Origin of the sequence: Marinobacterium sp. BA1, from assembly GCF_041155135.1 — a bacterium.
Lineage (GTDB): Bacteria > Pseudomonadota > Gammaproteobacteria > Pseudomonadales > Balneatricaceae > Marinobacterium > Marinobacterium iners.
The window spans coordinates 3,733,640-3,760,112 of the sequence record NZ_BAAFHC010000001.1 but is presented as its reverse complement, the minus strand read 5'-3'; the positions used below and the strand labels follow the sequence as shown (position 1 = coordinate 3,760,112).

The window sequence follows — 26,473 nt, the reverse complement described above, 5'->3', positions numbered from 1 at the left end:
TGGTATGTCACAGACAATTGTCAGCCGACAAACTTGATCATCACACCTGCCGCAACCGCCGAGCCGATAACACCGGCCACGTTCGGCCCCATGGCGTGCATCAGAAGGAAGTTCTGCGGGTTGGCTTCGAGGCCAAGCTTGTTGGAAACACGCGCCGCCATCGGCACCGCCGAGACGCCGGCAGAACCGATCAACGGATTGATGGCATTGCCGCCCTGCAGCTTGTTCATCAGCTTGGCCATCAACACACCCGCTGCCGTACCGATACCGAAGGCCACGATACCCAACACCAGAATACCCAGCGTCTGCATATCCAGGAATTTGTCAGCCGACAGTTTGGAGCCAACAGACAGACCCAGGAAGATGGTCACGATGTTTATCAGAGCGTTTTGCGCAGTATCGCTCAGACGATCAACCACGCCACACTCACGCATCAGGTTACCGAAGCAGAACATACCCAACAGTGGTGCAGCATCCGGCAGCAGCAACGCGACCAGAATCAGCAGCAGAATCGGGAACAGAATCTTCTCGGTCTTGGATACATGACGCAGCTGGCTCATGCTGATCTTGCGCTCGGCCTCAGTGGTCAACGCACGCATGATTGGCGGCTGGATCATCGGTACCAATGCCATGTAGGAGTATGCCGCGACCGCAATGGCGCCCAGCAAGTGGGGCGACAACATGCTGGCAACATAGATCGCAGTCGGGCCGTCAGCGCCACCAATGATACCGATGGCCGCCGCATCCTGAATACTGAAATCCATAATGCCGAAGGCACTCAGAGCAACAGCACCCAGAACGGTTGCAAAGATGCCGAACTGCGCGGCAGCACCCAGAAAGAGTGTGCGCGGATTTGCCAGCAGCGGACCGAAGTCGGTCATGGCACCAACACCCATGAAAATCAGCAGCGGTGCCGCACCCGATGCAATTGCGATGCTGTAAAAGTTGTACAACATGCCGTTGCTATAACCGGCATCCTGAGCAACCAGACTCGCAGCCGCATGAATGCTTGCATTGGAGCTGTGATACGTCTCAGTGATCGCGTGTGGATCGTTACCGGCCACACCCAGCACGGAAGCAAGCTCACTTAGCACATGCGGTTTGGCAAAGTGAATTGCGTTCTCGACCGCCGAGAATGCCATACCGGCTTCTGGAATATTCGCCAGAATACCGCCGAAGCCGATCGGAACCAGCAGGAGCGGCTCAAAGTTCTTGCGGATCGCAAGATAGAGCAGCACCAGGCCGATGACTATCATCGTCAGCTGACCAACAGAGATATTGTATATCCCCGAGGCCTGCCAGAGTTCAATCAGGTTATCCATGCGGTACCACCTCAGGCCAGAGTCAGCAGGGAATCACCGACCTGAACGGCATCACCCTCTTTGACATCAACTGACACAACGGTACCGGCACGCGCAGCACGTACTTCGGTTTCCATCTTCATCGCTTCCAGGATCACCAGCACGTCGCCTTCCTGAACCGCCTGACCGGCAGCTACCTGAACTTTCCAGATGTTACCTGCCAGCGGTGCTGGAACCGGCTCACCTGAACCGGCAGCGGGAGCAGCTGCAGGAGCCGCTGCAGCGGGAGCAGCCGAAACGGAAGAGATGTCACCGCCTTCGGTAACCTGAACAACATAATTCTGGCCGTTGACGTTGATGGTATAAACTTCGGGACCGTTGTTTTTCTTGGCTGCCATGGGTTGTGCGTCCTCAAGCGTGGGTACAGGTTCAAAGGCGTCAGGGTTGCCGCGGTTTTCAAGGAATTTCAGACCGATCTGAGGGAACAGTGCATAGGTGAGTACGTCGTCAATTTCGTGCTCGCCCTGCTCCAGCTTGATCCCCTTGTCGGTAGCAATCTGCTTCAGTTCGGTGGTCAGCTTGTCCATTTCCGACTCAAGCATATCGGCCGGACGGCAGGTAATTGCTTCCTTGCCATCAAGTACACGGGCCTGCAATTCGGCATTGTAAGGCGCTGGTGCAGCACCGTACTCGCCTTTCAGAATCCCCTGCACTTCCTTGGAGATGGTCTTGTAGCGCTCACCCATGAGTACGTTGATTACCGCCTGAGTACCCACGATCTGGGAAGTCGGAGTCACCAGCGGAATGTAGCCGAGATCTTCACGTACACGCGGGATTTCGGCCAGTACTTCGTCAAACTTGTCTGCTGCGCCCTGCTCCTTGAGCTGGCTTTCCATGTTGGTCAGCATGCCGCCCGGCACCTGAGCCACCAGAATACGGGAGTCGGTACCCCGCAGCGAACCTTCAAACTTGGAATACTTTTTCCGTACTTCACGGAAGTAGGCTGCAATTTCTTCCAGTGCCAGCAGATCCAGACCGGTATCACGATCCGTACCGGCCAATGCGGCAACAACTGACTCGGTGGCCGTATGGCCATAAGTCATGGACATGGAAGAGATCGCTGTATCAACCCGATCAACGCCAGCTTCAACCGCCTTAAGGATGGTCATGTCTGACAGACCGGCTGTCGCATGCGCGTGGAACTGAACTTCAAGGCCGGTCTGGGCCTTGAGACGAGAGATCAGATCAAAGGCATTGTACGGTGTCAGAATGCCGGACATGTCCTTGATCGCGATGGAGTCCGCGCCCAGATCTTCAAGTGTCTTGGCATAATCAACCCACATCTCGATGGTGTGCACCGGGCTGGTGGTGTAGGAGATGGTACCCTGAGCATGCTTGCCACAATTTTTGACCGCCTTGATGGCGCGATCAAGATTGCGAGGGTCATTCATTGCATCAAAGATACGGAACACATCAACGCCATTAGTGGCAGCACGCTCAACAAACTTGTCGACTACGTCATCAGCATAATGGCGGTATCCCAGCAGGTTCTGACCGCGCAGCAACATCTGCTGGCGCGTGTTGGGCATGGCGGCCTTGAGCTCGCGAATGCGTGTCCAAGGGTCTTCACCCAAATAACGGATACAGGAGTCGAAAGTAGCACCACCCCAGCTTTCCAGGGACCAGTAACCAATCTTGTCCAGCTTCTCGGCAATCGGAAGCATGTCGTCGAGTCGCATGCGAGTGGCAAACAGAGACTGATGCGCATCACGCAGGACGACGTCGGTAATGCCTAGCGGTTTTTTTACGTCGGACATGAGTTAGCCTTTATCTATCAGAGGTTCTTGTTCTTTGACCCGACTCACTTGGAGCGGTACTTGTGTACCGCTGCGGTAAGGACAGCGATCAGCTCATCATTGTTGCCGGTCTGCACGCCAGCAGCCTGGGGGCGTGCTTTGACGACCTTGGGCGCAGGTTCAGGCAGATAACGGCCTATCAGCCGGGACATGATGCTGGTAATAAACACCAGTAGCGTCAGAAAGACGAAGACGAAACCCATGCCGAAGACCATCAATGTGAGGCCTTCCGAGAACAGATTATCCATCTGTGGGTGCTCCTGTTGTAATTCGAAACCCTTTGGCCTGCCGGCGGCTTTTGGCCGCGCCCGGCTCACTGGGTTAGCAGAGCCAGAACGACAGACAGATGCTCAGACGGCATGCACCTGAACGTTCAGACTATCAGGTACACATGCACAATCAACCTGAGCTATTCTAACTCAGACCCCGGGGGCCATTGCAAGATTGTCGACAATCTGTAATTTTTTTACAGAAACAGGCCTTTAGAGCACTTGGCGCGACAATAATGTCGACATAAGTCTTTTTATGTCACGTTTAGGGGAACAATACCTATTAGCCTTTTGGCTAATTTACAGACAGGATGCAGAAAAAAGCCACTCAATGAGTGGCTGGACGGTAGACTTTGACGTTGTTGTGGCCCTGTTCGCGCAAATGCTGCGCATGCATCTGCGACATTACACCCTTGTCGCAATACAACAGGTACTCACGCTCCGTTTCCAGATTCGGGAATTCACTTTCCAGCTTGTAGAAAGGGATAATACGAATATCACAGCCAGGCATGTTGAGCGGCTTGCGCTCCTGCTCGCGCGGGGGACGGATATCAACCAGCGTCTGATTCGGTTCGACTCGCGTCATCGCCTCAATCTCGGCATTGATGTCACGATTTTCTACGATTTCGTCAATACTGATCATCTCGGCCTGCTCCAACGCCCGGTCAAGAGTATCAAAATCGAATTCCGCCTCTTCGCGCTCAATCCGATCGCGCTTGGCATGGGTTGTAGGCTTGTCAGAAATCACACCACAGTACTCAGGCATGGCACTGGCAAAATCAAACGCACCGATCTGGCGCGAGATTTCAATAATGTCCGGCTTGTCCATGGTCACAAGAGGACGCAGCACCAGATGCTCGCAGCTTTCATCAATCAGGCGCAGGTTCGGCAATGTCTGGCTGGACACCTGAGCCACACTCTCACCGGTCACGATGGCGTTCAGCTCCATTCGGTCAGCGACCCGGTCAGCGGCGCGCATCATCATGCGCTTGAGCACCACACCCATATGCGAGTGATGAACAGATTGCAGAATTTCACCTACCACCTCCTCGAACGGAACCGTGATGAACTTAACCCGTGCCGATGCGCCATAGCGCTTCCACAGATACAGCGCTACCTGCTTGACGCCGATTTCATGGGCATAGCCACCCAGATTGAAGAACAGGAAGTGCGTTTTGCTGCCGCGGCGCATGGTCATGTATGACGCCACAACCGAGTCAAAACCACCCGAAATCAGCGACAGTACATCTTCCTGAGTCCCCAGTGGATAGCCTCCCAGCCCCTGATGAATGGCCGTAACGACAAACAGGGTCTCGTTGCGCACCTCCAGATCGACCCAAACCTCTGGGTTGCGAACATCAACCCCAGCCGCATCGGTATGCTGGCGCAACCCGCCGCCGACATAGCGCTCCAGTTCAACCGAGGTAAAGTCATGATCACCACTGCGCCGCACTCGCACCTTGAAGGTTTTGCCGCGCAGGCGCTCTGCATAGGCATCACGTGTCAACTGAAAGACCTGATCGAAGTCCTCCAGGGGGTACTCCTGCACCTCCACGATCGACTGAATGCCCGGCACTCGCTGCATCTCATCAACCAGACGCGCACTCAACTCGATATCCTGACCCGGAAAACTGATCTCCACTTTGTCCCAGTGACCACTGACCTTGACGCGCTCATCGACACGCTGCAGCAGGATTTGAAGATTGGTTTGCAGGCGCTGAATCAAGCGACGGCGAACAGGACGACTCTTGATCGTAATCTCGGGAAAAAGCTTGGCAATGAATTTCATGAGTGTTCCGGAATCTGTGATTCGGGTCGGGTAACCAGGTTGATCGGGAAGGGGTAAAAAACGGATGGCGCGCCCGAGAGGATTCGAACCTCTGACCGCCTGGTTCGTAGCCAGGTACTCTATCCAGCTGAGCTACGGGCGCATACCGATGGGGAAGAAAAGATGGCGCGCCCGAGAGGATTCGAACCTCTGACCGCCTGGTTCGTAGCCAGGTACTCTATCCAGCTGAGCTACGGGCGCACACATGTTTTTCTAAAGCATTGTTGAGTAATGGCGCGCCCGAGAGGATTCGAACCTCTGACCGCCTGGTTCGTAGCCAGGTACTCTATCCAGCTGAGCTACGGGCGCACAATGGCGGTGAGTGAGGGATTCGAACCCTCGATACCTTGCGGTATACGCCCTTAGCAGGGGCGCGCCTTCAGCCACTCGGCCAACTCACCTCGTCAACAACGGCGCATATGTTACAAGACTGATTTTAAAAAGAAAAGGAATATTTTGAAAAACTTATTCCTGATCAGACTCTTGTGACTTTTCACGCTGAATACGCTGATAGATCTCTTCGCGATGAACGGAGACATCCTTGGGTGCATTAACACCAATACGTACCTGATTGCCTTTTACACCAAGCACAGTAACAGTGACATCGTCACCTACCATGAGGGTTTCGCCTACGCGGCGGGTTAGAATCAGCATTGTGGCTCTCCTTAGTTTAGTCCTGGGGTGCTGAGTTCCGGTTTTTCTGAAACGAGCACAGCCCCTTCCACCTTATATGTCCTTAGACCATCCAGGTATCATGGCGACGCTGGCCGTTTCAGGCCTTGGGGGCCTGCAGCCGTTACTATAGAACAGATGCAGGCCGCCGTCATCTGATACTGTCGTTACTCGCGGACTGTATCAGAAGAGTCCAGATCGAACGCCGAGTGCAACGCCCGTACTGCCAGCTCCAGATATTTTTCGGCGATCACTACTGATACCTTGATCTCAGACGTTGAGATCATCTGGATGTTGATATTTTCACCTGCAAGTGCATCAAACATCTTGCTGGCCACCCCCGCATGGGAGCGCATTCCAACACCTACGATCGATACCTTCGCGATCTTATTGTCTCCGACACATTCGCGGGCGCCAAGTTCCTGCACAACCTGCTCAAGCACCTGCTGTGCTTTATCATAGTCGTTTCTGTGCACTGTAAAGGTAAAATCGGTGGTCTGATCAGCACCAATGTTCTGCACGATCATGTCCACTTCGATATTGGCACGGCTGATTGGCCCCAGTATCCGGGACGCAACGCCCGGAATATCAGGCACACCAACGACAGTCAGCTTGGCTTCGTCACGATTGAACGCTATACCCGAGATAACCGGCTTTTCCACAGTTTCATCATCCTCTATCGTAATCAGTGTACCGGGACCATCCTGAAAGCTGGATAACACCCGCAGCGGCACCTTGTACTTGCCGGCAAACTCAACGGAACGAATCTGCAACACCTTGGAACCAAGGCTGGCCATTTCCAGCATCTCTTCAAAGGTGATTTTCTCCAGTCGACGCGCACCTTCGACCACACGCGGGTCGGTGGTATAGACACCATCCACATCCGTATAGATTTGGCACTCATCCGCTTTCAACGCTGCTGCCAGTGCAACGCCCGTCGTGTCGGAACCACCACGCCCCAGAGTCGTAATATTGCCCTCAGGATCAACACCCTGAAACCCTGCCACAACCACAACTCGCCCCTGGTCCAGATCAGACCGTATACGGTCTGTCTCGATATCCTGGATGCGGGCCTTGGTGTGATATTGGTCAGTCAGAATGCGTACCTGACCTCCCGTGTAGGAACGGGCGTCCACGCCACGGGCTTTCAGCGCCATGCACAGCAGTGCAATGGTCACCTGTTCACCGGTAGACACAAGCGTATCCATTTCACGCGGATCAGGACGCTCCTGGATCTCGTTGGCCAGCGCAATCAGTCGGTTGGTTTCACCGCTCATTGCGGATACAACAACAACCACGTCATGCCCCTGCTGACGAAAGCCCTTGACCTTTTCGGCCACCGCTTCGATGCGCTCCACAGAGCCGACCGAAGTGCCGCCGTATTTCTGTACGTATAACGCCATTTCAGTGTTTCCATCCGGCTGCCGGTGCATTGAACACCGGCAGGCGCCTGTATTTTCAGTTACAGGCTTGCCGCAACCAGTTCGGGCACCGCCTGCAGCGCAGCGGGAACAGCACTTACATCGGTGCCTCCACCCTGCGCCATGTCTGGGCGCCCGCCCCCCTTACCACCCAGCCGTGAGGCCAGCTCACGCACCAGGTCACCTGCCTTGATCTGACCGGTCAGATCCTTGGTCACCCCGGCTATCAGGCTGACCTTGTCATCCTGTGCAGTCAGCAGAACCACGACACCGCTGCCCAGTTTGTTCTTAAGCTGATCAAGTGTGTCGCGCAACGCCTTGGGCTCAACACCTTCCAGCTTCGCAGCCAGCACCTTGATACCGTTTACGTCCTGTACCTGGCTAAGCAGATCACCACTTTGAGCACTGGCAAGCTTGGCTGCCAGACGCTCAAGCTCTTTCTCCAGTTGACGTGCGCGTTCGTTCAGACCGCGCACTTTTTCCAGCGCGTTCTCACGCGAACCCTTCAGCAGGGCCGCGATTTCGCCAAGTGCCTGTTCGTTGCTGTTAACCCAATTCAGCGCCTGAACCCCGGTGACGGCCTCAATACGGCGCACACCCGAGGCAATACCGCTCTCAGCGACGATTTTAAGCAAACCGATATCACCGGTGCGACGGGCATGAGTGCCGCCACACAGTTCTACCGAGAAGCCTTCGCCCATGGTCAGAACACGGACATCGTCGTCATACTTTTCACCAAACAGAGCCATGGCCCCCCGGGCCTTGGCGGCTTCCAGCTGCATCAGCTCGGTTTCAACCGCCGAATTGGCACGAATCTGGTCGTTGACCAAGGTTTCAACCGTCTGGATCTGCTCGGCTGTCATCGCCTCAAAATGGGCAAAGTCGAAGCGCAGGCGCTCTGCATTCACCAAAGAGCCCTTCTGCTGCACATGATCACCCAACACCTTGCGCAGGGCTGCGTGCAACAGGTGTGTCGCTGAATGGTTCAGCGCCGTTGCCTGACGCTTGGCCATGTCAACTTCTGTTACAACCTGATCCCCAACCTGCAGCACACCTTCGCCAAGCTGACCATGGTGCAGGTGGTGACCGCTTTCTTTGGTACAGTCGCGGACAGTGAACTGGCCACGATCCCAGCGCAACACACCCTGATCACCCGCCTGACCACCGGATTCGGCATAAAAGCTGGTATTTTTCAGAACCACTACGCCGCTCTCGCCCGCGGAAAGCTGATTCACTTCCTCGCCCTCGCGGAACAGTGCGATTACCTCAGAGCGGTCTTCAAGGCTGTCATAGCCGTTGAACGCCGTGCTGCCCTCCAGCTTGATCTGTTCGTTGTAGTCGACCGAAAACTGGCCTGAGGCACGAGCACGCTCGCGCTGAGCATCCATTTCACGCTCGAAACTTTCCATATCGATACTCAGATCATGCTCACGCGCCACATCAGCTGTCAGGTCAACCGGGAAGCCGTAGGTATCGTACAGACGGAAAACGGTTTCACCCGGGATCACATTGCCTTCGAGGCCGCTGATCGCCTGCTCAAGCAGTTGCATGCCATGCTCAAGGGTCTTGGCAAACTGCTGCTCTTCCTTCAGAAGGATACGTTCAACCTGGTCCTGCAGCTTGGCCAGCTCGGGATAGGCCTCGCCCATCTCCTTGACCAGAGGCGCTACAAGCTTATGGAAAAACGGCTCTTTTGCACCCAGTTTATTACCGTGGCGGATGGCACGACGCATAATGCGGCGCAGCACATAGCCGCGACCTTCGTTGGACGGCAACACACCATCGGTAATCAAAAAAGCGCATGAACGGATATGGTCTGCGATCACGCGCAGGGATTTGCTGTCGGTATCATCCAGACGAAGCACTTTGGCGGTAGCAGCGAGCAGGTTGAGGAACAGATCAATCTCGTAGTTGCTGTGCACGTTCTGCATTACCGCAGCAACACGCTCAAGCCCCATGCCAGTATCGATGCTCGGACGCGCCAGCGGCTCCATGCTGCCATCCGCAGAGCGGTTGTACTGCATGAACACCAGATTCCAGATCTCTATATAACGGTCACCGTCTTCATCCGGGCTGCCCGGAGGACCACCAGCCACATCAGGGCCATGGTCGAAGAAGATTTCCGTGCAGGGACCACAGGGGCCGGTATCACCCATGGCCCAGAAGTTGTCCTCATCCAGTTTTGAGAAGCGCTCGGGGTTAACCCCCATCTCCTCTTTCCAGATTTTCTCGGCTTCATCGTCGGTATAATGAACCGTTACCCACAGGCGCTCTTCCGGCAGCCCCAGGCGCTTGGTCAGAAATTCCCAGGCAAAACGAATCGCTTCGCGCTTGAAATAATCACCGAAGCTGAAGTTGCCCAACATTTCAAAAAAGGTGTGGTGACGCGCTGTATAACCAACATTTTCAAGGTCGTTATGCTTGCCACCTGCACGCACACAGCGCTGTGAAGTCGTGGCACGGGAGTAGGGACGCTTGTCAGAGCCGAGGAACACATCCTTGAACTGAACCATACCCGCATTGGTGAACAGCAGTGTAGGGTCATTACCCGGAATCAGCGGACTCGAGGCAATGATTTCATGCCCCTGCTGGTTAAAGTAGTCAAGAAATGCCTGGCGGATTTCCGCACTTGTCATGTAGTTCATATAAGGTCCGTTGCGTCTGTACTGGTTGGCACGACAGGACCGCCCGCCCAGTTGCAGGAACGGCGGTCATATGTACGCAAAAATAGCGGACAAGTATATAACGCGAACAAAAAATGTACGATAGCTTTTCTGCCCTGCAACGCCTGAATTCACTCACTTCCTTCAGACTTTATCGCGCGTTTGGCGTCATCGAACGAGAATCCACGATTGACCAGAAAACGCATGCGGCGTGCATACTCTTTTGGATCAGCGGGTGGCTGATTACCAAAACGTCTCTGACAACACTCCAACGCCTGTTGATAACTGTCTGGAGACTCATCTTCCAGTGCCTGCTCGATAAGTTCGGGCCCCAGACCTTTTTGACGCAGCTCCTGCCTGATCCGCATGGCACCGTAGCCCGAGCCAAAACGGCTGCGGGTAAAAACATGCGCAAAGCGCTCATCACTCTGATATCCATCTGCCACAAACTGATCCAGTACCTGCCGTAACAGTTCAGCATCTTCACAGCGACGCCCCAGCTTTTGCTCCATTTCGGCACGGCTGTACTCTCGCCGCCCCAGCAGCGCAAACGCTGCATTGCGCAGCTCAGCTTCAGTTTCCAGTAACCTGGCCATGATAAGACTCCATAACGACAACAGGGGCCACAAAGGCCCCTGTTGTTAAATCATCTGCCGTATGCCTGAATCAGAGATCCAGCTGACCGGCTTCTTCCGACTGTTCCTGTGCAGCCTTTGGCTGAGGCACACTCAGAAGCTGAGCACGGATTTCCGCTTCGATTTCCTGCGCGATGTCCGGATGCTCTTCCAGGTATTTGGCGGCATTGGCTTTACCCTGACCGATTTTGTCACCCTTGTAGGCATACCAGGCACCAGACTTGTCCACCAGTCCCTGCTGTACACCCAAGTCAATCACTTCACCCATATGGTAGATGCCCTGACCGTACAGGATCTGAAATTCGGCCTGGCGGAAGGGTGGTGACACCTTGTTTTTTACAACCTTGACGCGGGTTTCGTTACCGGTAATTTCATCGCCCTGCTTCACCGCACCGATGCGACGAATATCCAGGCGTACGGAGGCATAGAACTTGAGTGCATTCCCCCCGGTTGTGGTCTCGGGGTTACCAAACATTACACCGATTTTCATACGAATCTGGTTGATAAATACCAGCAGGCAGTTGGACTGTTTTACACTGCCGGTCAGCTTACGCAGTGCCTGAGACATCAGGCGCGCCTGTAGACCGACATGGGAATCGCCCATTTCACCTTCAATTTCGGCCTTGGGTACCAGTGCCGCAACCGAGTCCACAATGATCACATCGACCGCCCCAGAACGTGTCAACATGTCGGTAATTTCCAGCGCCTGCTCACCGGTATCCGGCTGGGAGACCAGCAGGGCATCCACGTCGACACCCAGTTTTTCGGCATAGTTCGGATCCAATGCATGTTCGGCATCCACAAATGCACACACCTTGCCCTGCTTCTGGGCTTCGGCTATGACCTGCAGCGTCAGTGTGGTTTTACCTGAAGATTCCGGACCATAAATCTCAACCACGCGGCCAAAGGGCAGACCGCCTATACCAAGAGCGATATCCAACCCCAGTGAACCGGTTGAGACCGCAGGGATCGCTTCACGCGGCTGATCGCCCATGCGCATAACTGCGCCCTTGCCGAATTGACGTTCAATCTGCGACAGTGCCGCATCCAGCGCTTTCTTTCTGTTAGCGTCCATCGGTAAACCTTTTTAGCCGGGTGGTTAAAATACTGTATGTCTGAACAGTATTATTTCACAACCTGAGCAGAATGCAACCACTCAATGCCTCACTGTGGCAGGTAAGCCAAAATCCCTTCCAGGGCCTGCTCCACTGCCTGCTGACGAATTGCATCGCGATCGCCATTGAAAAAACTCAGACAGGTTACTGTGGGGTGACCCGTAATGGCCCACGCCAGCCAGACAGTGCCCACCGGACGATCTTCGGTGCCACCTTCAGGGCCGGCGATGCCGCTGATGGCGACAGCAATATCGGCTTCGCTGTTGTGCAAAGCACCTTCGGCCATCTGCGCTACCACCGACTCACTCACGGCACCGTTGCGTTCAAGCACGTCGAGATCCACACCCAGCATTTTTTGCTTCGCCGTATTGGAGTAGGACACGAAACCGCAGTCAAACCAGCCTGAACTGCCGGGCACAGCTGTCACCGCCTGTGCCACCCACCCTCCGGTACAGGACTCGGCCGTCGCCAGTTTGATACCTTTCTGCAATAGTGTTTCACCTACCTTTTGTGCAAGGTTTTTCATCAATCCAACTCCAAGCGGGCGACTACGCAGGCCGCCACGATTCACGTACAATCCTGACATTAAAACCCCGCACGGTGATCGATTCAATCCCCGGACAACAGGACGACCCAAACAGCATGTCAGTGGCAGCACCGAACACCCAACATACTCCCATGATGCAGCAATATTTACGCATTAAGGCTCAGCACCCGGACCAGCTGATGTTTTACCGCATGGGTGACTTCTATGAACTGTTCTATGACGATGCCAAAAAGGCTGCCCAGCTACTCGATATTTCACTGACGGCACGGGGCAAATCAGCCGGTGAGCCGATTCCGATGGCAGGCATCCCCTATCATTCAGCCGAGGGTTATATTGCCCGTATCGTCAAGGCGGGTGAGTCGGTGGTGATCTGTGAGCAGGTCGGAGACCCTGCCACCAGCAAAGGGCCAGTCAAACGCGAAGTTGTTCGCATTGTGACCCCCGGCACATTGAGTGACGAAGCACTGCTGGATGAGCATCAGGACAATATCCTGATGGCGATCAGCACACAGGGTGAACAATTTGGGCTGGCAATGGTGGATATCAGCTCGGGGCGCTTCAGCCTGTTTGAAATAGAGGGACATAATGCTCTGCAAGCGGAGTTGGAACGGCTACGCCCTGCCGAACTGCTCTACCCAGACGACTCCGGTCTGCCGCAGCTGCTTGGCAAGCGTCCCGGCAGTCATGGCCGCCCGCCCTGGGAGTTTGAGCCTGACACCGCTCGACGTCTGCTGTGTGATCAGTTCAATACCCGTGATCTGAGCGGCTTCGGCTGTGACCATCTGCCCCTGGCGATCAGCGCAGCCGGATGCCTGCTGCAGTATGCTCGTGATACGCAGCGCAGCACACTGCCCCATATCCGCCGTATTCAGGTAGAGCAGCATGACGAAGCCGTGATTCTGGATGCCGCAACACGGCGCAACCTTGAGCTGGATCTGAACCTGTCAGGCGGTCGCAGCAATACGCTGGCCTCGGTATTGGACAAGTGCCGTACGCCGATGGGCAGCCGCCTGTTACGCCGGTGGTTGCACCGTCCGCTGCGTGACCGCGTCACACTGGAGGGACGTCAGGATGCGATTCGTTGGCTGATTGAGCCAGGCCGCAGTGAGGATATCAGTGAGCAGCTGCGCTTGATCGGTGACATGGAGCGTATTCTGTCCCGTGTCGCCCTGCGCTCTGCCCGCCCACGAGATCTGGAACGCCTGCGCAACGCACTGGCTTCACTTCCGGATCTTCAGCTATTGGTCCAGCCCGCTGATGCACCCTTGATCAAGCAGCTCGCCAGCTCAATTGCCACCTTCCCTCAGATGACCGAATTGCTGCAACGTGCAGTCATTGATGGTCCGCCGGTCGTAATCCGCGACGGCGGTGTGATTGCCACCGGTTACGACGCCGAGCTGGACGAGCTGCGCGGCCTCAGTGAAAACGCCGGCGATTATCTGCTGCAGCTGGAACAGCGCGAGCGTGCACGCACCGATATCGCCACACTCAAGGTGGGGTATAACCGGGTGCATGGTTACTATATCGAAGTGACCAAGGCACAGGCGATCGACATGCCGGCAGACTACATCCGCCGCCAGACACTGAAAAATGCCGAGCGCTTCATCACGCCGGAACTGAAAGAGTTTGAGGACAAGGCTCTGAGCGCCAAAAGCAAGGCTCTGGCACGGGAAAAAGCACTCTATGATGAATTGATTGAAACGCTGGCAGCCGAACTCGGGCCTTTGCAGGAATCCGCCTCGGCACTGGCTCAACTGGATGTACTGAACACTCTGGCCGACCGTGCCGCCGCCCTTGAATACCAGCGGCCGCAGCTGGTTGAGGAGCCCTGCATTCGTATCGAGGGCGGCCGTCATCCGGTGGTCGAGGCGGTGCTGGACACTCCGTTTGTAGCCAATGACCTGGAGCTTCACCCAGAACGGCGAATGCTGATCATCACCGGCCCCAACATGGGCGGCAAGTCCACCTACATGCGTCAGGCTGCACTGATCACGCTGCTGGCACATATTGGCAGCTACGTACCGGCTCAGGCTGCCCGAATCGGAATTGTCGACCGGATTTTTACCCGCATGGGCTCTTCGGACGACCTGGCTGGCGGACGCTCTACCTTCATGGTCGAAATGACCGAAACCGCCAACATTTTGCACAATGCCACCGAGCGCAGCCTGGTGCTGATGGACGAGGTGGGTCGGGGCACCAGCACTTTTGATGGCCTGTCACTGGCCTGGTCCTGTGCCGAGTATCTCGCCCGTGAAGTTAATGCCTTCACCCTGTTTGCCACCCACTACTTTGAGCTTACCGCCCTGCCCGAGCAGGCGACGGGCGTCGATAACGTGCATCTGACCGCCGTCGAGCACAATGATCACATTGTATTCATGCACGAAGTACAGCAGGGCCCGGCCAGCCAGAGCTATGGCCTGCAGGTTGCTCAGCTGGCCGGCATTCCGGCACAGGTCATCCGTCAGGCTCGTGACAAGCTGGTACTGCTGGAGCAGGACAGCCGCAGCAGCGCCTGCCAACCGGCCCGAAATCCCGAGCCACCTGCAACAAGCCAGAACGGCCCGGTTCAGAACGACCTGTTTGTGACCGCAGCCCCCTCTGCTGCCGAGCTGCAGCTGCGCGAGCTGCAACCGGATGAGCTGACACCTCGTCAGGCACTTGAGGCACTTTACAACCTCAAGCAGCTGCTGCAATGAGACAAACAACGCTGGGGCACTATACTGCAAACAGAATGATCAACCGGAGCTGATCCATGACCTATATCGTGACCGAGAACTGCATCCGCTGTAAGTACACGGACTGTGTCGAGGTATGTCCCGTGGATTGTTTCTACGAAGGACCAAACTTTCTGGTGATTCACCCGGACGAGTGCATCGACTGCGGACTGTGTGAGCCGGAGTGCCCAGCCGACGCCATTCTGCACGAGGATGACCTGAGCGATGCGCAGGAAATTTACTTTCAGCTGAACACGGAGCTGTCCGAAATATGGCCCAATATCAATCAGCGCAAGGCGCCACTCACTGATGCGGACAAATGGAATGGTGAGCCGGACAAGCTCCAGTATCTGGAGCGCTAGCGGGGCTTGAAGCGCTCATATTTGAAAAATGTGCCGGTCGCCATACCGGCACATTTTTACTGCAGCAGATCTTCTCCGCTCAGACCGTTCTTCTCTACAATTTCACGCAGCTTGCGCAGAGCTTCAACCTGAATCTGACGTACTCGTTCACGCGTCAGGCCAATTTCCTGCCCGACCTGCTCCAACGTGCTCATTTCATAGCCGCGCAGACCGAAGCGACGCGACAGTACATCGGCATGCTTTTCAGGCAACATCTCCATCCAGCGATTGAGATTGCCGCTGATGTTATTGTTCTGCAACAGCGTTTCGGGATCAAGCGCATCCAGATCGGGGATCGTATCCAGCAGAGGCTTGTCAGCTCCCTGCCCAGCCGGGATATCTACCGAGCTGACACGCTCGTTCAATCCCAACATCCGCTCTACATTCGCGACGGGCTTGTCAACGAGTGCTGCGATCTCTTCAGCTGTAGGCTCATGATCCAGCTTTTGTGCCAGCTCACGGGAAGCCCGCAAGTACACGTTCAGCTCTTTCACTACATGTATCGGCAGGCGAATCGTGCGTGTCTGGTTCATGATGGCGCGTTCGATAGTCTGTCGAATCCACCAGGTCGCATAGGTCGAAAAACGGAAGCCCCGCTCGGGATCGAATTTTTCCACCGCGCGAATCAGGCCGAGGTTACCCTCTTCGATCAGATCAAGCAGTGTCAGCCCACGGTTGATATAACGCCGTGCGATCTTGACCACCAGACGCAGGTTGCTCTCGATCATCCGTTTCCGGGAGGCCTCGTCTCCCTTGAGTGCACGCCGGGAAAAGTAAACCTCTTCTTCCGCTGTCAGCAATGGCGAAAAGCCGATCTCGTTGAGATAAAGCTGAGTTGCATCCAGCGACTTGGCGTTAACCAGGTCCTGATGCGCCATGGAACCTCTGCCGCGCCCGCTGTTCAGAAACTCTGGCGGTTCAGACTCGCTGCTGTCAGCGTCATCACTGTCTTCATCGGCAACATTGAGCGTTTCTTCTTCATCGTAGCGGTCTTCAGTGTCATCAAACTCAGCATCGTTGCTCTGGGCTGACACGCGGTATTCTGTACCTTTACCTACGGTTTCCATTTTTCACCCCCAGGTAGTCAAGATGATCAGATCATCTCTGCATGGCCATCATTATTGTTTTTATCATTGTTTGGGCAAATATCGTAATGGATCCACCGGATTCCCGTCACGGCGAATCTCGAAGTGAAGCATCGTACGCGTTGCCCCCGTATTGCCTATCTCGGCAATTTTCTCACCCGCTTTAACCTTATCACCCTCACGCACAAAAATGCGACTGTTATGCGCATATGCACTCAGATAGCGCTGGTTATGGTTAAGAATCACAAGATTGCCGTAACCCAACAAGCCATTTCCGGCATAGACCACTTCGCCACCGGCCGCGGCCTTGACGGGTTCACCGGCGTTACCGGCAATATCCAGGCCCTTGTTTGCAGGTTCTCCACCACCGAAACGACTGATGATTCTGCCCTTGTGCGGCCATTGCCAACTGACGGCACCGTTACCTCCGGAGCTGGCGGAAGAAGGCTTGGATGGTGCTGGACTGGAAGAAGGGGTGCGGGCAGTCGCTTCTGAGCGGTTGGTGTTGGTTACGGTTCGCGCCGTTGTTGTTGAGGCAGCCGGAGCTGGACTTGAGGGCTTGGGTGCAGCTGTCGAGCCGGATGCGGCCTTTGAGCCGCCGGGCGACCTCAGCGTGAGCGACTGCCCCGGGTATATAAAGTAGCGACTGTCGATGCCGTTCCAGCGGGCAACTTCGCGGTAATCAAGCCCATAACGAAACGAAATGGAATACAGGGTATCACCGCGCTGGACCCGATAGCTGGCAGGCGCAGGGCCTCTGGCCTCGCTGCGCGCACCCAGAGAGCGCTCGGACACGGGAGCATAGCCGCTCGAACATCCCTGCAGCAGGAGCAATAGCGATATCAGCCAGAGCAGCAGAGGATTCGGCAACAGGGTCTCCCATTTTCAGGTTTTCTGTCGATCCAACAGTATACCCAGTGCAGCACCAACCAGCATCAGCAGCAGCGCGGGCCAGAACCAGTCATTGAGCCCGGTCAGAGCTTCGAAACTGCCCGGCAGCAGATTCTGCTGCAGCACCGGCACTTCTTCTCCCTTGCTGTTGATGGTGTAGGACAGCGTGTATTTCCAGGGCCATACCTTGTTGAGGGAGCCAAGCATAAAACCACCTAGCAGGGCCAGTGTCATCATTCGATGGTGGTGGAACGCCCAGCTCAATACACGGGAGAAGCTCAGCAGCCCGACCACACAACCTGCCATAAACACCAGCAGAATAGCCCACTCCAGAGCCTTGATTGCACCCAGAATGGGCGCATACATCCCCATCAGCAACAGAATGAAACTGCCTGAGATGCCCGGCAAAATCATGGCACAGATAGCAATCATACCCGCAAGGAATATAATCAGGCTTGAGGGTTCTACACTGCCCGGTGCCTGTTCGGTAATGATGTAGGCCAGCAACACCCCTGTGGCGAATGTAGCCATGAGGTTCATATTCCAGCCTCGAATATGCCGGGCGACACTCCAGGTAGACGCCAGTATTAAGCCGAAAAAGAATGACCAGAGCAGGATCGGGTACTCGTCCAACAGATAGAGCACAACCCGCGAGATGGTTAACAGGCTCAGTAAAATACCTGACACCAGCGCCAACAGAAAACTGCCGTTGATGTAGCGCCAGCAGGACATCAGTCCTTCGTTGAACAGAATACGCACCGCTTCTGGGTTAAACTGTTTAATACTGTCGATCAGCTCTTCGTATATACCGGTGATGAATGCAATGGTGCCGCCGGAAACACCGGGGACGACATCAGCAGCTCCCATCATCATCCCCTTGCCGGAGAGGACCAGATAATCCTTCTTGCTTCGCATCGAGCCTCCTTGCAACCCGTCAGCGCACAGTACCGCTGAGCAGTGGCACAAAGCGCACGGCTTCCAGCGTTTCGGTTTCGTACTTGTCTTCGGTCACACGTGTAATCCGCTTCAGTATCTGTTCGTCATGACCGACGGGGATCACCAACCGCCCTCCAACTGCGAGCTGCTCCAGCAACTCGTGAGGTATTTCGCGTGGCGCGGCAGTCACCAGAATTCCGTCAAAGGGTGCCTTTTCAGGCCAGCCCATGCCACCGTCGGTATGGCGCAGCATCACATTGTGCAACTTCAGCCGCTGCAAACGTTTGCGCGCCTTTTCCTGCAACGGACGAATGCGCTCAACGCTGAACACCTGATCCACCAACTGTGCCAGTACGGCTGTCTGGTAGCCAGACCCGGTACCCACCTCAAGTACCTTATTGAGCGACTCACCCTCCAGCAAAAGCTCTGTCATGCGGGCTACGATATAAGGCTGCGAAATCGTCTGGTTATAACCGATGGGAAGGGCCGTATCTTCATAGGCCCGATGTGAAAGCGCCTCATCTATGAAGATATGGCGTGGCGTATCTCGAACCACATTCAGCACTTCTTCACTGATCACACCCTGATCACGCAAGCGCTGAGCAAGTCGGTCTCGGGTACGGCGCGAGGTCATGCCTATACCCTGCAGATCCATGTCGATCACAGCAGCCCCTCCAGCCAGTCCCCCAGATTGTCCATGCCCGTATAGTGGGTCATGTCGATCTGCAGCGGTGTGACGGAGACAAAGCCGTTTTCAACGGCAAAAAAATCGGTTCCGGGCTCAGCATCCGCTGCCGCACCGGCACCGGCAATCCAATAGCGGATGCGACCACGCGGGTCTTCTACCTGCACCGGTGGCTCGGCACCGTGGCGATGCCCCAGCCTGGTTACATGAATACCGCGAATCTGGTCCAGCGGCAGGTCTGGTACATTCACATTCAGAACCGTACGTGGCGCAACCACCAGACTATCCAGCCGCTGCACCAGAGAAGCAACGATTTCTGCCGCAGTTTCATAGTGTTTGGGGTGAAAGCTGTGCATGGAAACAGCAATCGGCGGCAAACGGCAGTGACGCCCCTCTGTTGCCGCAGCCACAGTACCTGAGTACAGCACATCATCGCCCAGGTTGGCACCGGCATTAATACCCGACACTACAATGTCCGGACGACGCTGCTCAGTGAACAGCCCAGAGCCCCCCAGATGAACGCAGTCAGTCGGCGTGCCATTGATACCGATATAGCCACTATGGTGTTGATGGGCCTCCAGCGGACGGTCAAGGGTAAGAGAGTTACTGGCACCGCTGCGGTTGCGATCAGGAGCAACGACACAGGTTTCAGCATCCTGCTTCAGTCGCTCGGCCAGCGTCGCCAGTCCCGGGGCGTAGACCCCGTCATCATTTGAAATCAGAATCAACATTATCGGTATGTATCTCAGTTCACTTCCGCTGAGGCCGCTGCATTCTGCCACTGGCAGAGTTCGCGCAGCACACTGGTGGCAAAGGCGCCGGACGGCAGTTCAAATTCAAGTATCCATTGTCCTTCAGACGCCTCCCGTGCCGCAAGCGCCTTTGGTATCAAGCGCAGTGCACGCCGCTCCTGGTTGAGGCCGAGTGACTCCAGCCCTTGGCAGATCGCCTGTGCCGGAGCAAGTGCAGCCTGCTCAAAAACAGCTGCCTCATCCCGTGTCATCAACTGCCCACGCCCCCACATGGGGCCGGTCAGATGCACGTCGCCGCGCTGCAACCGCGCCATCAGGTCAGGCGCATCATCGGCCATAAAGCAACTTTGACTGCCATCAAGCATCAGTACGTCACCAGGCAGAATACGATCCCAGATCTCCTGTCGCAGGCGGGCATTGATCACCTGATTGAACAGCCAGGAACGCAGGGCAGAGATATACAGCCCCTTCTTGTGGCGCTGGCGTTCACGCAACCTGCCTTCGAGCAGAGCCAACCCCTTGTCGAGGTTGCCACCGGCATTACCGAAACGCTGCTCACCAAAGAAGTTGGGGACACCCTGGCGGATCTTCTCCACCCGCTCGACAAAGGCTTCCGGCTCAGTCAGGTCACGCAGACGGATTACGAACCGGTTGCCCGACAGAGCCCCCAGTCGCAGCTTGCGACTGTGGCGACAGCTGTGCAGCACGTCGATACTGTCGCCGCCAAACAGGGACCAGTTCAGGGTACGGCCGATGGGCAGGCGTACACTGAACCATTGCTCGGTAACGGCATGGCGATCCTTTTTACCGGCATACCCCACGTCACGCGGACTGATCTGACAGAAGTTGGCCAGCTGACGTGCTACCCAGTCGGTATTCTCGCCCCGTTTGCGAATATGGAGAAACAGGTGTTCTCCTTCGCCATCAGGCTCAAAAGGCAACTGCTCAAATACTTGAAAGTCTTCAGGACAACTGCGGATGATTGCAGTGGAAGGTGGCTCGCCCAACAGCCATTCGCAGGCGGAATCAAACATCACGGCCTTGGTTGCTCCGGCTCGGGTTCTATCAGTTGGAAAAAGGTTTCGCCCTTGCGCACCATGCCCATTTCACTGCGAGCACGTTCTTCCAAGGCGCCCAAGCCACGCTTGAGGTCCTGTACTTCAGCCTCAAGGCGCTGGTTGCGTTCGGCCAGTTGCTGGTTTTCGACCTGCTGTTGCAGTATCTGCTCTTCCAGTTGCCACACCTGACGCAGGTTGGCCTCGCCGAACCAGAGTCGGTACTGAAGCCCTGCCAGTAACAGCAGTAATATCAACAGTAGCCAGCGATACACTGTTCTTCCCCGGGGTCAAAAAAGGGGGCCGGAGCCCCCTCGGATCACACGTCAGTCTATCAGGCCTGACCCTTGATCTCTTTCAGTCCGTTGTAAACTGCCTTGTCGCCCAGCTCTTCGGCAATGCGCAGCAGGCGGTTGTACTTGGCCACACGGTCGGAACGACACAGGGAACCGGTCTTGATCTGACCAGCAGCGGTACCCACGGCCAGATCAGCGATGGTGGTATCTTCAGTCTCACCGGAACGGTGAGAGATTACCGCCGTGTAGCCGGCATCCTTGGCCATCTTGATCGCATCCAAGGTTTCGGACAGGGAGCCGATCTGGTTGAACTTGATCAGGATGGAGTTGGCGATGGCGTTGTCGATGCCACGCTTGAGGATTTTGGTGTTGGTCACGAACAGGTCGTCGCCCACCAGCTGTACCTTGTCACCGATCTTGCGGGTCAGGCTGGCCCAGCCGTCCCAGTCGGATTCATCCATTCCGTCTTCGATGGAGACGATCGGATAGTTTTCGCACAGCTGCGCCAGGTAGTCGCCGAAGCCTTCAGCATCGAACACCTTGCCTTCACCAGCCAGATCGTACTTGCCGTCCTTGTAGAATTCGGAAGAGGCGCAGTCCAGAGCCAGGGTCACGTCGGTGCCCAGCTTGTAACCGGCCTTGTCGATCGCTTCCTTGATCACCACGAGCGCTTCTTCGTTGGAACCCAGGTTCGGCGCAAAGCCGCCTTCGTCACCAACGGCTGTATTCAGGCCACGAGTTTTCAACACCGCTTTCAGGGCATGGAAAATTTCGGCACCACAGCGCAGGGCATCACCAAAGTTGTCGAAGTTCACCGGCTGAACCATGAACTCCTGAATGTCGACGTTGTTGTCAGCATGCTCGCCACCGTTGAGAATGTTCATCATCGGCACCGGCATGGAGAACTGACCGGCGGTGCCGTTAATTTCGGCAATGTGCGCGTACAGCGGGATGCCCTTCTCGGTTGCAGCAGCCTTGGCCGCCGCCAGAGACACGGCCAGAATGGCGTTGGCGCCCAGATTGGCCTTGTTTTCGGTACCATCCAGCGCCAGCATTTTGTCATCCAGCGCACGCTGGTCGGTCACATCCATACCGATCAGTGCTTCACGGATAGTACCGTTAACGGCGGCTACCGCCTTTTGTACACCCTTGCCCAGATAGCGGGATTTATCGCCGTCACGCAGTTCCAGTGCTTCACGCGAACCGGTGGAAGCACCTGAAGGTGCACAGGCTGTTCCCATCACGCCGGAGGTCAGGATGACATCGGCTTCTACGGTCGGGTTACCACGGGAATCCAGTACTTCACGTGCCTTGATATTCGCAATCTGAGCCATTGTGCTTGTGTCTCCAGTTAACGCTTGAAAGATTACTGCTGCGCCTGACGTGTCAGCGCGGCCTTGATAAATCCGGTGAACAGGCCATGTCCATCACGCGGCGTCGAGGTAAACTCCGGGTGGAACTGACAGGCCACAAACCAGGGATGATCAGGTGCTTCAACCACTTCAACCAGCTCGCCATCCACTGAGCGACCGGTAATTTTAAGACCGGCCTCTTCCAGCAGAGGTACGTAATTGTTGTTCACTTCATAACGGTGGCGGTGACGCTCGCGGATCTCGGTGCTGCCGTAGGCCTCGGCTACGTTGGAGCCTGCGGCCAAATGACAGGTTTGAGCCCCCAGGCGCATGGTGCCGCCCAGGTCGGAGTTCTCGCCACGCACTTCGATTTCACCGGTATGGTCGGTCCACTCGGTGATCAGGGCAATCACCGGATGCGGTGACTGACGATCAAACTCGGTAGAGTTGGCACCGTCCAGCCCTGCCACATGGCGGGCGTATTCGATCACAGCCACCTGCATGCCAAGGCAGATTCCCAGGTAGGGCACTTTGTTCTCGCGTGCGAAGCGCACCGCTTCAATTTTGCCTTCTACACCACGCTCACCAAAGCCGCCCGGTACCAGGATGGCGCTGAAACCTTCCAGAATGCCGCAGCCCTCGCGCTCGACCCGTTCGGAGTCGATATACTCAATACGTACTTTTTGACGCAAGGCGATGCCGGCATGCGAGATCGCTTCGATCAGTGACTTGTAGGCATCCAGCAGCTCCATGTACTTGCCAACCATGGCGATGGTCACTTCGCCATCCGGGCGCAGGAACGCATCCGCTACCCGGTTCCATTCAGCCAGATCCGCAGCCTTGCAGTTGATGCGGAAACGTTCGGTGACGATCTCGTCCAAATGCTGTTCCCACAGCATGGCCGGGATGTTGTAGATGGTGTTGGCGTCGGGCAGAGAAATAACGGCACGCTCTTCCACATTGGTGAACATGGCCACCTTGCGACGGGAAGACTCGTCCAGCGGCTTCTCGGAACGACAGACCAGAATATCCGGCTGTATACCGATTGAGCGCAGCTCTTTAACAGAGTGCTGGGTCGGCTTGGTTTTGGTCTCGCCAGCCGTTGCGATGTACGGCACCAGTGTCAGGTGCATGAACAGTGCGCGGGAGGCGCCCACTTCAGCCTTGAGCTGACGTACTGCCTCCAGGAACGGCAGCGACTCGATATCGCCCACAGTGCCACCGATCTCGACCAATGCCACATCCGCATCGCCGGCCCCCTCGATCACCCGGCGCTTGATCTCGTCGGTGATGTGCGGAATCACCTGTACGGTTCCGCCCAGGTAATCGCCACGACGCTCCTTGCGCAGCACATGTTGATACACACGGCCGGTGGTAAAGTTGTTGCGCTTGCTCATGGTGGTGCGAATAAAGCGCTCGTAGTGACCGAGGTCAAGGTCGGTCTCGGCGCCATCCTCGGTTACAAATACTTCACCATGCTGGAAGGGGCTCATTGTGCCCGGGTCCACGTTGATATATGGGTCCAGCTTGAGCATTGTAACTTTGAGGCCACGAGCCTCGAGAATAGCCGCCAGAGAAGCTGATGCGATGCCTTTGCCCAATGAGGACACAACACCGCCTGTGACGAAAATATAACGCGTCATGCGGAACCTGTCAGATCAAGATATTGAGGGGAGAAAACGTACTCAAGATGGGACTGCAGGATAGCAAAAGGTACGCCTCAGGACAAACCAAAACCGCTCCAGATCGGCAAGAGACCACCCTCACTAGTTACCGCCTCACACAGAGTGATACCCGGAACCGCAATAATTTCACCCTCATTCACCAGCAACGGCTGACAGGAGCGCAGCCAAGGTGGCTGTCCCGCCTCCTGCAGCAACTGTTTCAGGCTGACCGAACCGCCACGCCCCAGCGGGCGTAGACGTTCCCCGCCCCGGCGGAACTGCAGTGTCAGTTGCTGACCGACAGGCAGGCCCCGTTGGGCCGGTTGCCACTGCAAACACCCCAGCGGCAATTCAATTGATTCCCCCACCACCAGGTCGCGCTCACCCTCGTCTACCACCGGCAGCGGATCAGGCAACAGATAAAGCACTTCCTGATAACGCCTCAGCTGGTGACCATCCAGACGAAAAACGGGCTGGGCATCCGATCGAGCATGCAGGAAGTCCTTCTCCAACTGCAGTAACTGTATCCGACCCAACCGGTGCCCGCTCTGCTCACTGACCCAAACATGCAGCAGATTGCGCTGCCGTGCCTGACTCAGGAGATTCAAGCGTGCAAGACCGAGGCCACCTCGCTCTTCACACCGGGAAATATCTTCCTGCGCGCGCTCGGTTAGCAACTCACTGGCCTCACGCATCACTGCAGCGGTTTCACAGCAGCGCGAGAGCAAAGCCGGCCAGCGTTGTTTGAGAGTCGGCAGTACCTTGAGCCGTAGGAAGTTGCGATCATAACGTGAACTGGCATTGCTGGGGTCTTCAATCGGCTCAAGCCCAAGCTCAAGCGCCCCCTGCTCCAGGCGGGCACGTGACTGCAGCAACAGGGGCCGCAGCAGCACGCCTTGCCCCAAAGGGCGTGAGCATGGCATGGCCGCAAGACCCGTCACCCCAGCGCCACGTAACAACCGCAACAGCAGGGTTTCTGCCTGATCATCCGCATGCTGCGCCAACAGCAGGCAATCACCGGGCTGCAGAAAGGACTCAAAGGCATGATAACGCGCCGTGCGGGCGGATGCTTCCGAAGCGGAGCCAGGTGTCACGCGGATCAGATTAAACGGGATCTTCAGCCGGCTGCACAACTGGCGGCAGTGTTCGGCCCAAAGGGCGGAATCGCTATGCAACTGATGATCGATATGCAGGGCGATAACCGGCTGCGACGGTTCAAGCCGTTGCAGCAGAAACAGTAACAGGGAGGAGTCCAGCCCACCGCTGAGTGCAACCACCCAACGGCGGACTTTTGGGCAGGTATCAAGCTGCTGCCTGAGCCCAACAAGCAGGTCAGGCACAACGCCCGACCCGGTGCTATCAGTCTTCGAACACACCGTAGGACATCAGACGCTGATAGCGGCGCTCCAGCAGTTCTTCAGCGGGCAGGTCCGCCAGACGATCCAGAGTTTCCAGCAGGTGTTTTTTCAAATTTGCCGCCATCAACTCGGGGTTGCGATGCGCACCTCCCAGTGGCTCGCTGATGACTTGATCCACCAGACCCAGCTCGTGCAGGCGCCCGGAGGTGATGCCCATCGCCTTGGCGGCATCAGAGGCACGCTCTGCACTTTTCCACAGGATGGACGCGCAGCCCTCCGGTGAAATCACGGAGTAGGTACCGTATTGCAGCATCAGCAGTTCGTCACAGACACCGATTGCCAGTGCACCGCCAGACCCTCCCTCACCGATTACGGTGGAGATGATCGGGGTGTTCAACTGTGACATCTTCGCCAGGTTGAATGCGATCGCTTCCGACTGACCACGCTCTTCGGCGTCGATCCCCGGATAGGCGCCCGGGGTGTCGATGAAGGTCAGTACCGGCAGTTTGAAGCGCTCTGCCATCTCCATCATGCGCAGCGCCTTGCGGTAACCTTCGGGACGCGGCATGCCGAAGTTGCGGCGCACCTTTTCCTTCACTTCGCGGCCTTTCTGATGACCAATCACCATCACCGGGCGACCATCAAGACGGGCCAAACCACCGACAATCGCCTGATCATCGGCAAAGTGACGATCGCCATGGATTTCGTCAAAGTCGTCGAAGACATGTTGGACGTAGTCCAGCGTATAGGGGCGCTGCGGGTGGCGCGCCAGCTGGGAGATCTGCCAGGCCGAGAGATCCTTGAAGATCGATTCGGTCAGACTGCGGCTCTTGTCCTGCAGTTTTTCCAGCTCATCACCCAGATTCAGACCGTCAGTACCTTCGTTGACGTGACGCAATTCACTGATCTTGGCTTCAAGTTCTGCGATCGGCTGTTCGAAATCCAGATAATTGGGGTTCATGCGGGTCTGCTTCTGT

Annotated in this window: 23 protein-coding genes and 4 tRNA genes; 2 read left to right on the top strand and 25 right to left on the bottom strand. The window is 56.1% G+C overall.

The window, feature by feature from the left end; genetic code table 11:
- Nucleotides 1–20: 20 nt before the first annotated feature.
- From ACAM29_RS18100 to ACAM29_RS18035, 14 genes are all read right to left on the bottom strand, one after another.
- Nucleotides 21–1,322, bottom strand: a complete 1,302-nt coding sequence (locus tag ACAM29_RS18100) for a sodium ion-translocating decarboxylase subunit beta (protein ID WP_369624964.1) — start codon at nucleotides 1,320–1,322, stop codon at nucleotides 21–23.
- An 11-nt stretch (nucleotides 1,323–1,333) separates the two neighbouring features.
- Complete coding sequence (gene oadA, locus ACAM29_RS18095) at nucleotides 1,334–3,118, bottom strand: sodium-extruding oxaloacetate decarboxylase subunit alpha (RefSeq protein ID WP_369624963.1); 1,785 nt, start codon at nucleotides 3,116–3,118, stop codon at nucleotides 1,334–1,336.
- A gap of 44 nt (nucleotides 3,119–3,162) precedes the next feature.
- Entirely contained in the window at nucleotides 3,163–3,405 is a 243-nt protein-coding gene (locus ACAM29_RS18090; RefSeq protein ID WP_091828125.1) for an OadG family protein, read from the bottom strand.
- Between the two features lie 349 nt (nucleotides 3,406–3,754).
- Nucleotides 3,755–5,215, bottom strand: coding sequence for a tRNA uracil 4-sulfurtransferase ThiI (gene thiI / locus ACAM29_RS18085; RefSeq protein ID WP_091828126.1), 1,461 nt, complete (start codon nucleotides 5,213–5,215; stop codon nucleotides 3,755–3,757).
- Between the two features lie 65 nt (nucleotides 5,216–5,280).
- Nucleotides 5,281–5,357, bottom strand: a tRNA-Arg gene (locus tag ACAM29_RS18080).
- Nucleotides 5,358–5,378: 21 nt separating this feature from the next.
- Nucleotides 5,379–5,455 (bottom strand) — tRNA-Arg (locus tag ACAM29_RS18075).
- A 31-nt stretch (nucleotides 5,456–5,486) separates the two neighbouring features.
- Nucleotides 5,487–5,563, bottom strand: a tRNA-Arg gene (locus tag ACAM29_RS18070).
- Nucleotides 5,564–5,567: 4 nt separating this feature from the next.
- A tRNA-Ser gene (locus ACAM29_RS18065) sits at nucleotides 5,568–5,655 on the bottom strand.
- A gap of 64 nt (nucleotides 5,656–5,719) precedes the next feature.
- Complete coding sequence (gene csrA / locus ACAM29_RS18060) at nucleotides 5,720–5,908, bottom strand: carbon storage regulator CsrA (RefSeq protein ID WP_354470474.1); 189 nt, start codon at nucleotides 5,906–5,908, stop codon at nucleotides 5,720–5,722.
- A gap of 185 nt (nucleotides 5,909–6,093) precedes the next feature.
- On the bottom strand, nucleotides 6,094–7,329 hold the full coding sequence (locus ACAM29_RS18055) for an aspartate kinase (protein WP_206836204.1): 1,236 nt from the start codon (nucleotides 7,327–7,329) through the stop codon (nucleotides 6,094–6,096).
- Nucleotides 7,330–7,388: 59 nt separating this feature from the next.
- Nucleotides 7,389–9,983: an alanine--tRNA ligase gene (gene alaS, locus ACAM29_RS18050; protein WP_369625157.1), complete on the bottom strand. Its 2,595-nt coding sequence runs from the start codon at nucleotides 9,981–9,983 to the stop codon at nucleotides 7,389–7,391.
- Between the two features lie 158 nt (nucleotides 9,984–10,141).
- Nucleotides 10,142–10,606: a regulatory protein RecX gene (locus ACAM29_RS18045; RefSeq protein ID WP_369624962.1), complete on the bottom strand. Its 465-nt coding sequence runs from the start codon at nucleotides 10,604–10,606 to the stop codon at nucleotides 10,142–10,144.
- A 70-nt stretch (nucleotides 10,607–10,676) separates the two neighbouring features.
- Nucleotides 10,677–11,720, bottom strand: a complete 1,044-nt coding sequence (gene recA / locus ACAM29_RS18040) for a recombinase RecA (protein ID WP_091828129.1) — start codon at nucleotides 11,718–11,720, stop codon at nucleotides 10,677–10,679.
- Nucleotides 11,721–11,809: 89 nt separating this feature from the next.
- Complete coding sequence (locus tag ACAM29_RS18035; RefSeq protein WP_091828134.1) at nucleotides 11,810–12,286, bottom strand: CinA family protein; 477 nt, start codon at nucleotides 12,284–12,286, stop codon at nucleotides 11,810–11,812.
- A 116-nt stretch (nucleotides 12,287–12,402) separates the two neighbouring features.
- Here ACAM29_RS18035 and mutS point away from each other — a divergent pair, with 116 nt between their 5' ends.
- Complete coding sequence (mutS, locus tag ACAM29_RS18030; protein WP_369624961.1) at nucleotides 12,403–15,003, top strand: DNA mismatch repair protein MutS; 2,601 nt, start codon at nucleotides 12,403–12,405, stop codon at nucleotides 15,001–15,003.
- A 56-nt stretch (nucleotides 15,004–15,059) separates the two neighbouring features.
- Nucleotides 15,060–15,383 carry a ferredoxin FdxA gene (gene fdxA, locus ACAM29_RS18025; protein WP_091828131.1) on the top strand — a complete coding sequence of 108 codons (324 nt, stop codon included), beginning with the start codon at nucleotides 15,060–15,062 and terminating at the stop codon, nucleotides 15,381–15,383.
- A 56-nt stretch (nucleotides 15,384–15,439) separates the two neighbouring features.
- Here fdxA and rpoS read toward each other — a convergent pair whose 3' ends face one another.
- From rpoS to accA, 11 genes are all read right to left on the bottom strand, one after another.
- Complete coding sequence (gene rpoS / locus ACAM29_RS18020) at nucleotides 15,440–16,489, bottom strand: RNA polymerase sigma factor RpoS (RefSeq protein WP_091826898.1); 1,050 nt, start codon at nucleotides 16,487–16,489, stop codon at nucleotides 15,440–15,442.
- A gap of 63 nt (nucleotides 16,490–16,552) precedes the next feature.
- Nucleotides 16,553–17,377 (bottom strand): peptidoglycan DD-metalloendopeptidase family protein, encoded by an 825-nt coding sequence (locus ACAM29_RS18015; RefSeq protein ID WP_369624960.1) that lies wholly within the window; start codon nucleotides 17,375–17,377, stop codon nucleotides 16,553–16,555.
- Between the two features lie 15 nt (nucleotides 17,378–17,392).
- Complete coding sequence (locus tag ACAM29_RS18010; RefSeq protein WP_206836321.1) at nucleotides 17,393–18,313, bottom strand: DUF368 domain-containing protein; 921 nt, start codon at nucleotides 18,311–18,313, stop codon at nucleotides 17,393–17,395.
- Between the two features lie 19 nt (nucleotides 18,314–18,332).
- On the bottom strand, nucleotides 18,333–18,998 hold the full coding sequence (locus ACAM29_RS18005; RefSeq protein WP_242530025.1) for a protein-L-isoaspartate(D-aspartate) O-methyltransferase: 666 nt from the start codon (nucleotides 18,996–18,998) through the stop codon (nucleotides 18,333–18,335).
- Nucleotides 18,995–19,750 carry a 5'/3'-nucleotidase SurE gene (gene surE, locus ACAM29_RS18000; RefSeq protein ID WP_091826896.1) on the bottom strand — a complete coding sequence of 252 codons (756 nt, stop codon included), beginning with the start codon at nucleotides 19,748–19,750 and terminating at the stop codon, nucleotides 18,995–18,997. Before surE ends, ACAM29_RS18005 begins: the two co-directional genes overlap by 4 nt.
- Nucleotides 19,751–19,764: 14 nt before the next feature.
- Complete coding sequence (gene truD / locus ACAM29_RS17995; RefSeq protein WP_369625156.1) at nucleotides 19,765–20,805, bottom strand: tRNA pseudouridine(13) synthase TruD; 1,041 nt, start codon at nucleotides 20,803–20,805, stop codon at nucleotides 19,765–19,767.
- The gene (gene ftsB, locus ACAM29_RS17990) at nucleotides 20,805–21,101 is read right to left on the bottom strand and encodes a cell division protein FtsB (protein ID WP_091826894.1); all 297 of its coding nucleotides are present in this window, start codon (nucleotides 21,099–21,101) and stop codon (nucleotides 20,805–20,807) included. Before ftsB ends, truD begins: the two co-directional genes overlap by 1 nt.
- Nucleotides 21,102–21,160: 59 nt before the next feature.
- Nucleotides 21,161–22,456: a phosphopyruvate hydratase gene (gene eno, locus ACAM29_RS17985; RefSeq protein ID WP_369624959.1), complete on the bottom strand. Its 1,296-nt coding sequence runs from the start codon at nucleotides 22,454–22,456 to the stop codon at nucleotides 21,161–21,163.
- A 32-nt stretch (nucleotides 22,457–22,488) separates the two neighbouring features.
- A complete protein-coding gene (locus tag ACAM29_RS17980) occupies nucleotides 22,489–24,117 on the bottom strand; it encodes a CTP synthase (RefSeq protein ID WP_091826892.1) in 1,629 nt (542 codons plus the stop codon).
- Nucleotides 24,118–24,194: 77 nt separating this feature from the next.
- Nucleotides 24,195–25,478 carry a tRNA lysidine(34) synthetase TilS gene (gene tilS / locus ACAM29_RS17975; protein ID WP_369624958.1) on the bottom strand — a complete coding sequence of 428 codons (1,284 nt, stop codon included), beginning with the start codon at nucleotides 25,476–25,478 and terminating at the stop codon, nucleotides 24,195–24,197.
- A 19-nt stretch (nucleotides 25,479–25,497) separates the two neighbouring features.
- Nucleotides 25,498–26,457 (bottom strand): acetyl-CoA carboxylase carboxyl transferase subunit alpha, encoded by a 960-nt coding sequence (gene accA, locus ACAM29_RS17970; RefSeq protein WP_091826890.1) that lies wholly within the window; start codon nucleotides 26,455–26,457, stop codon nucleotides 25,498–25,500.
- Between the last annotated feature and the right edge of the window lie 16 nt (nucleotides 26,458–26,473).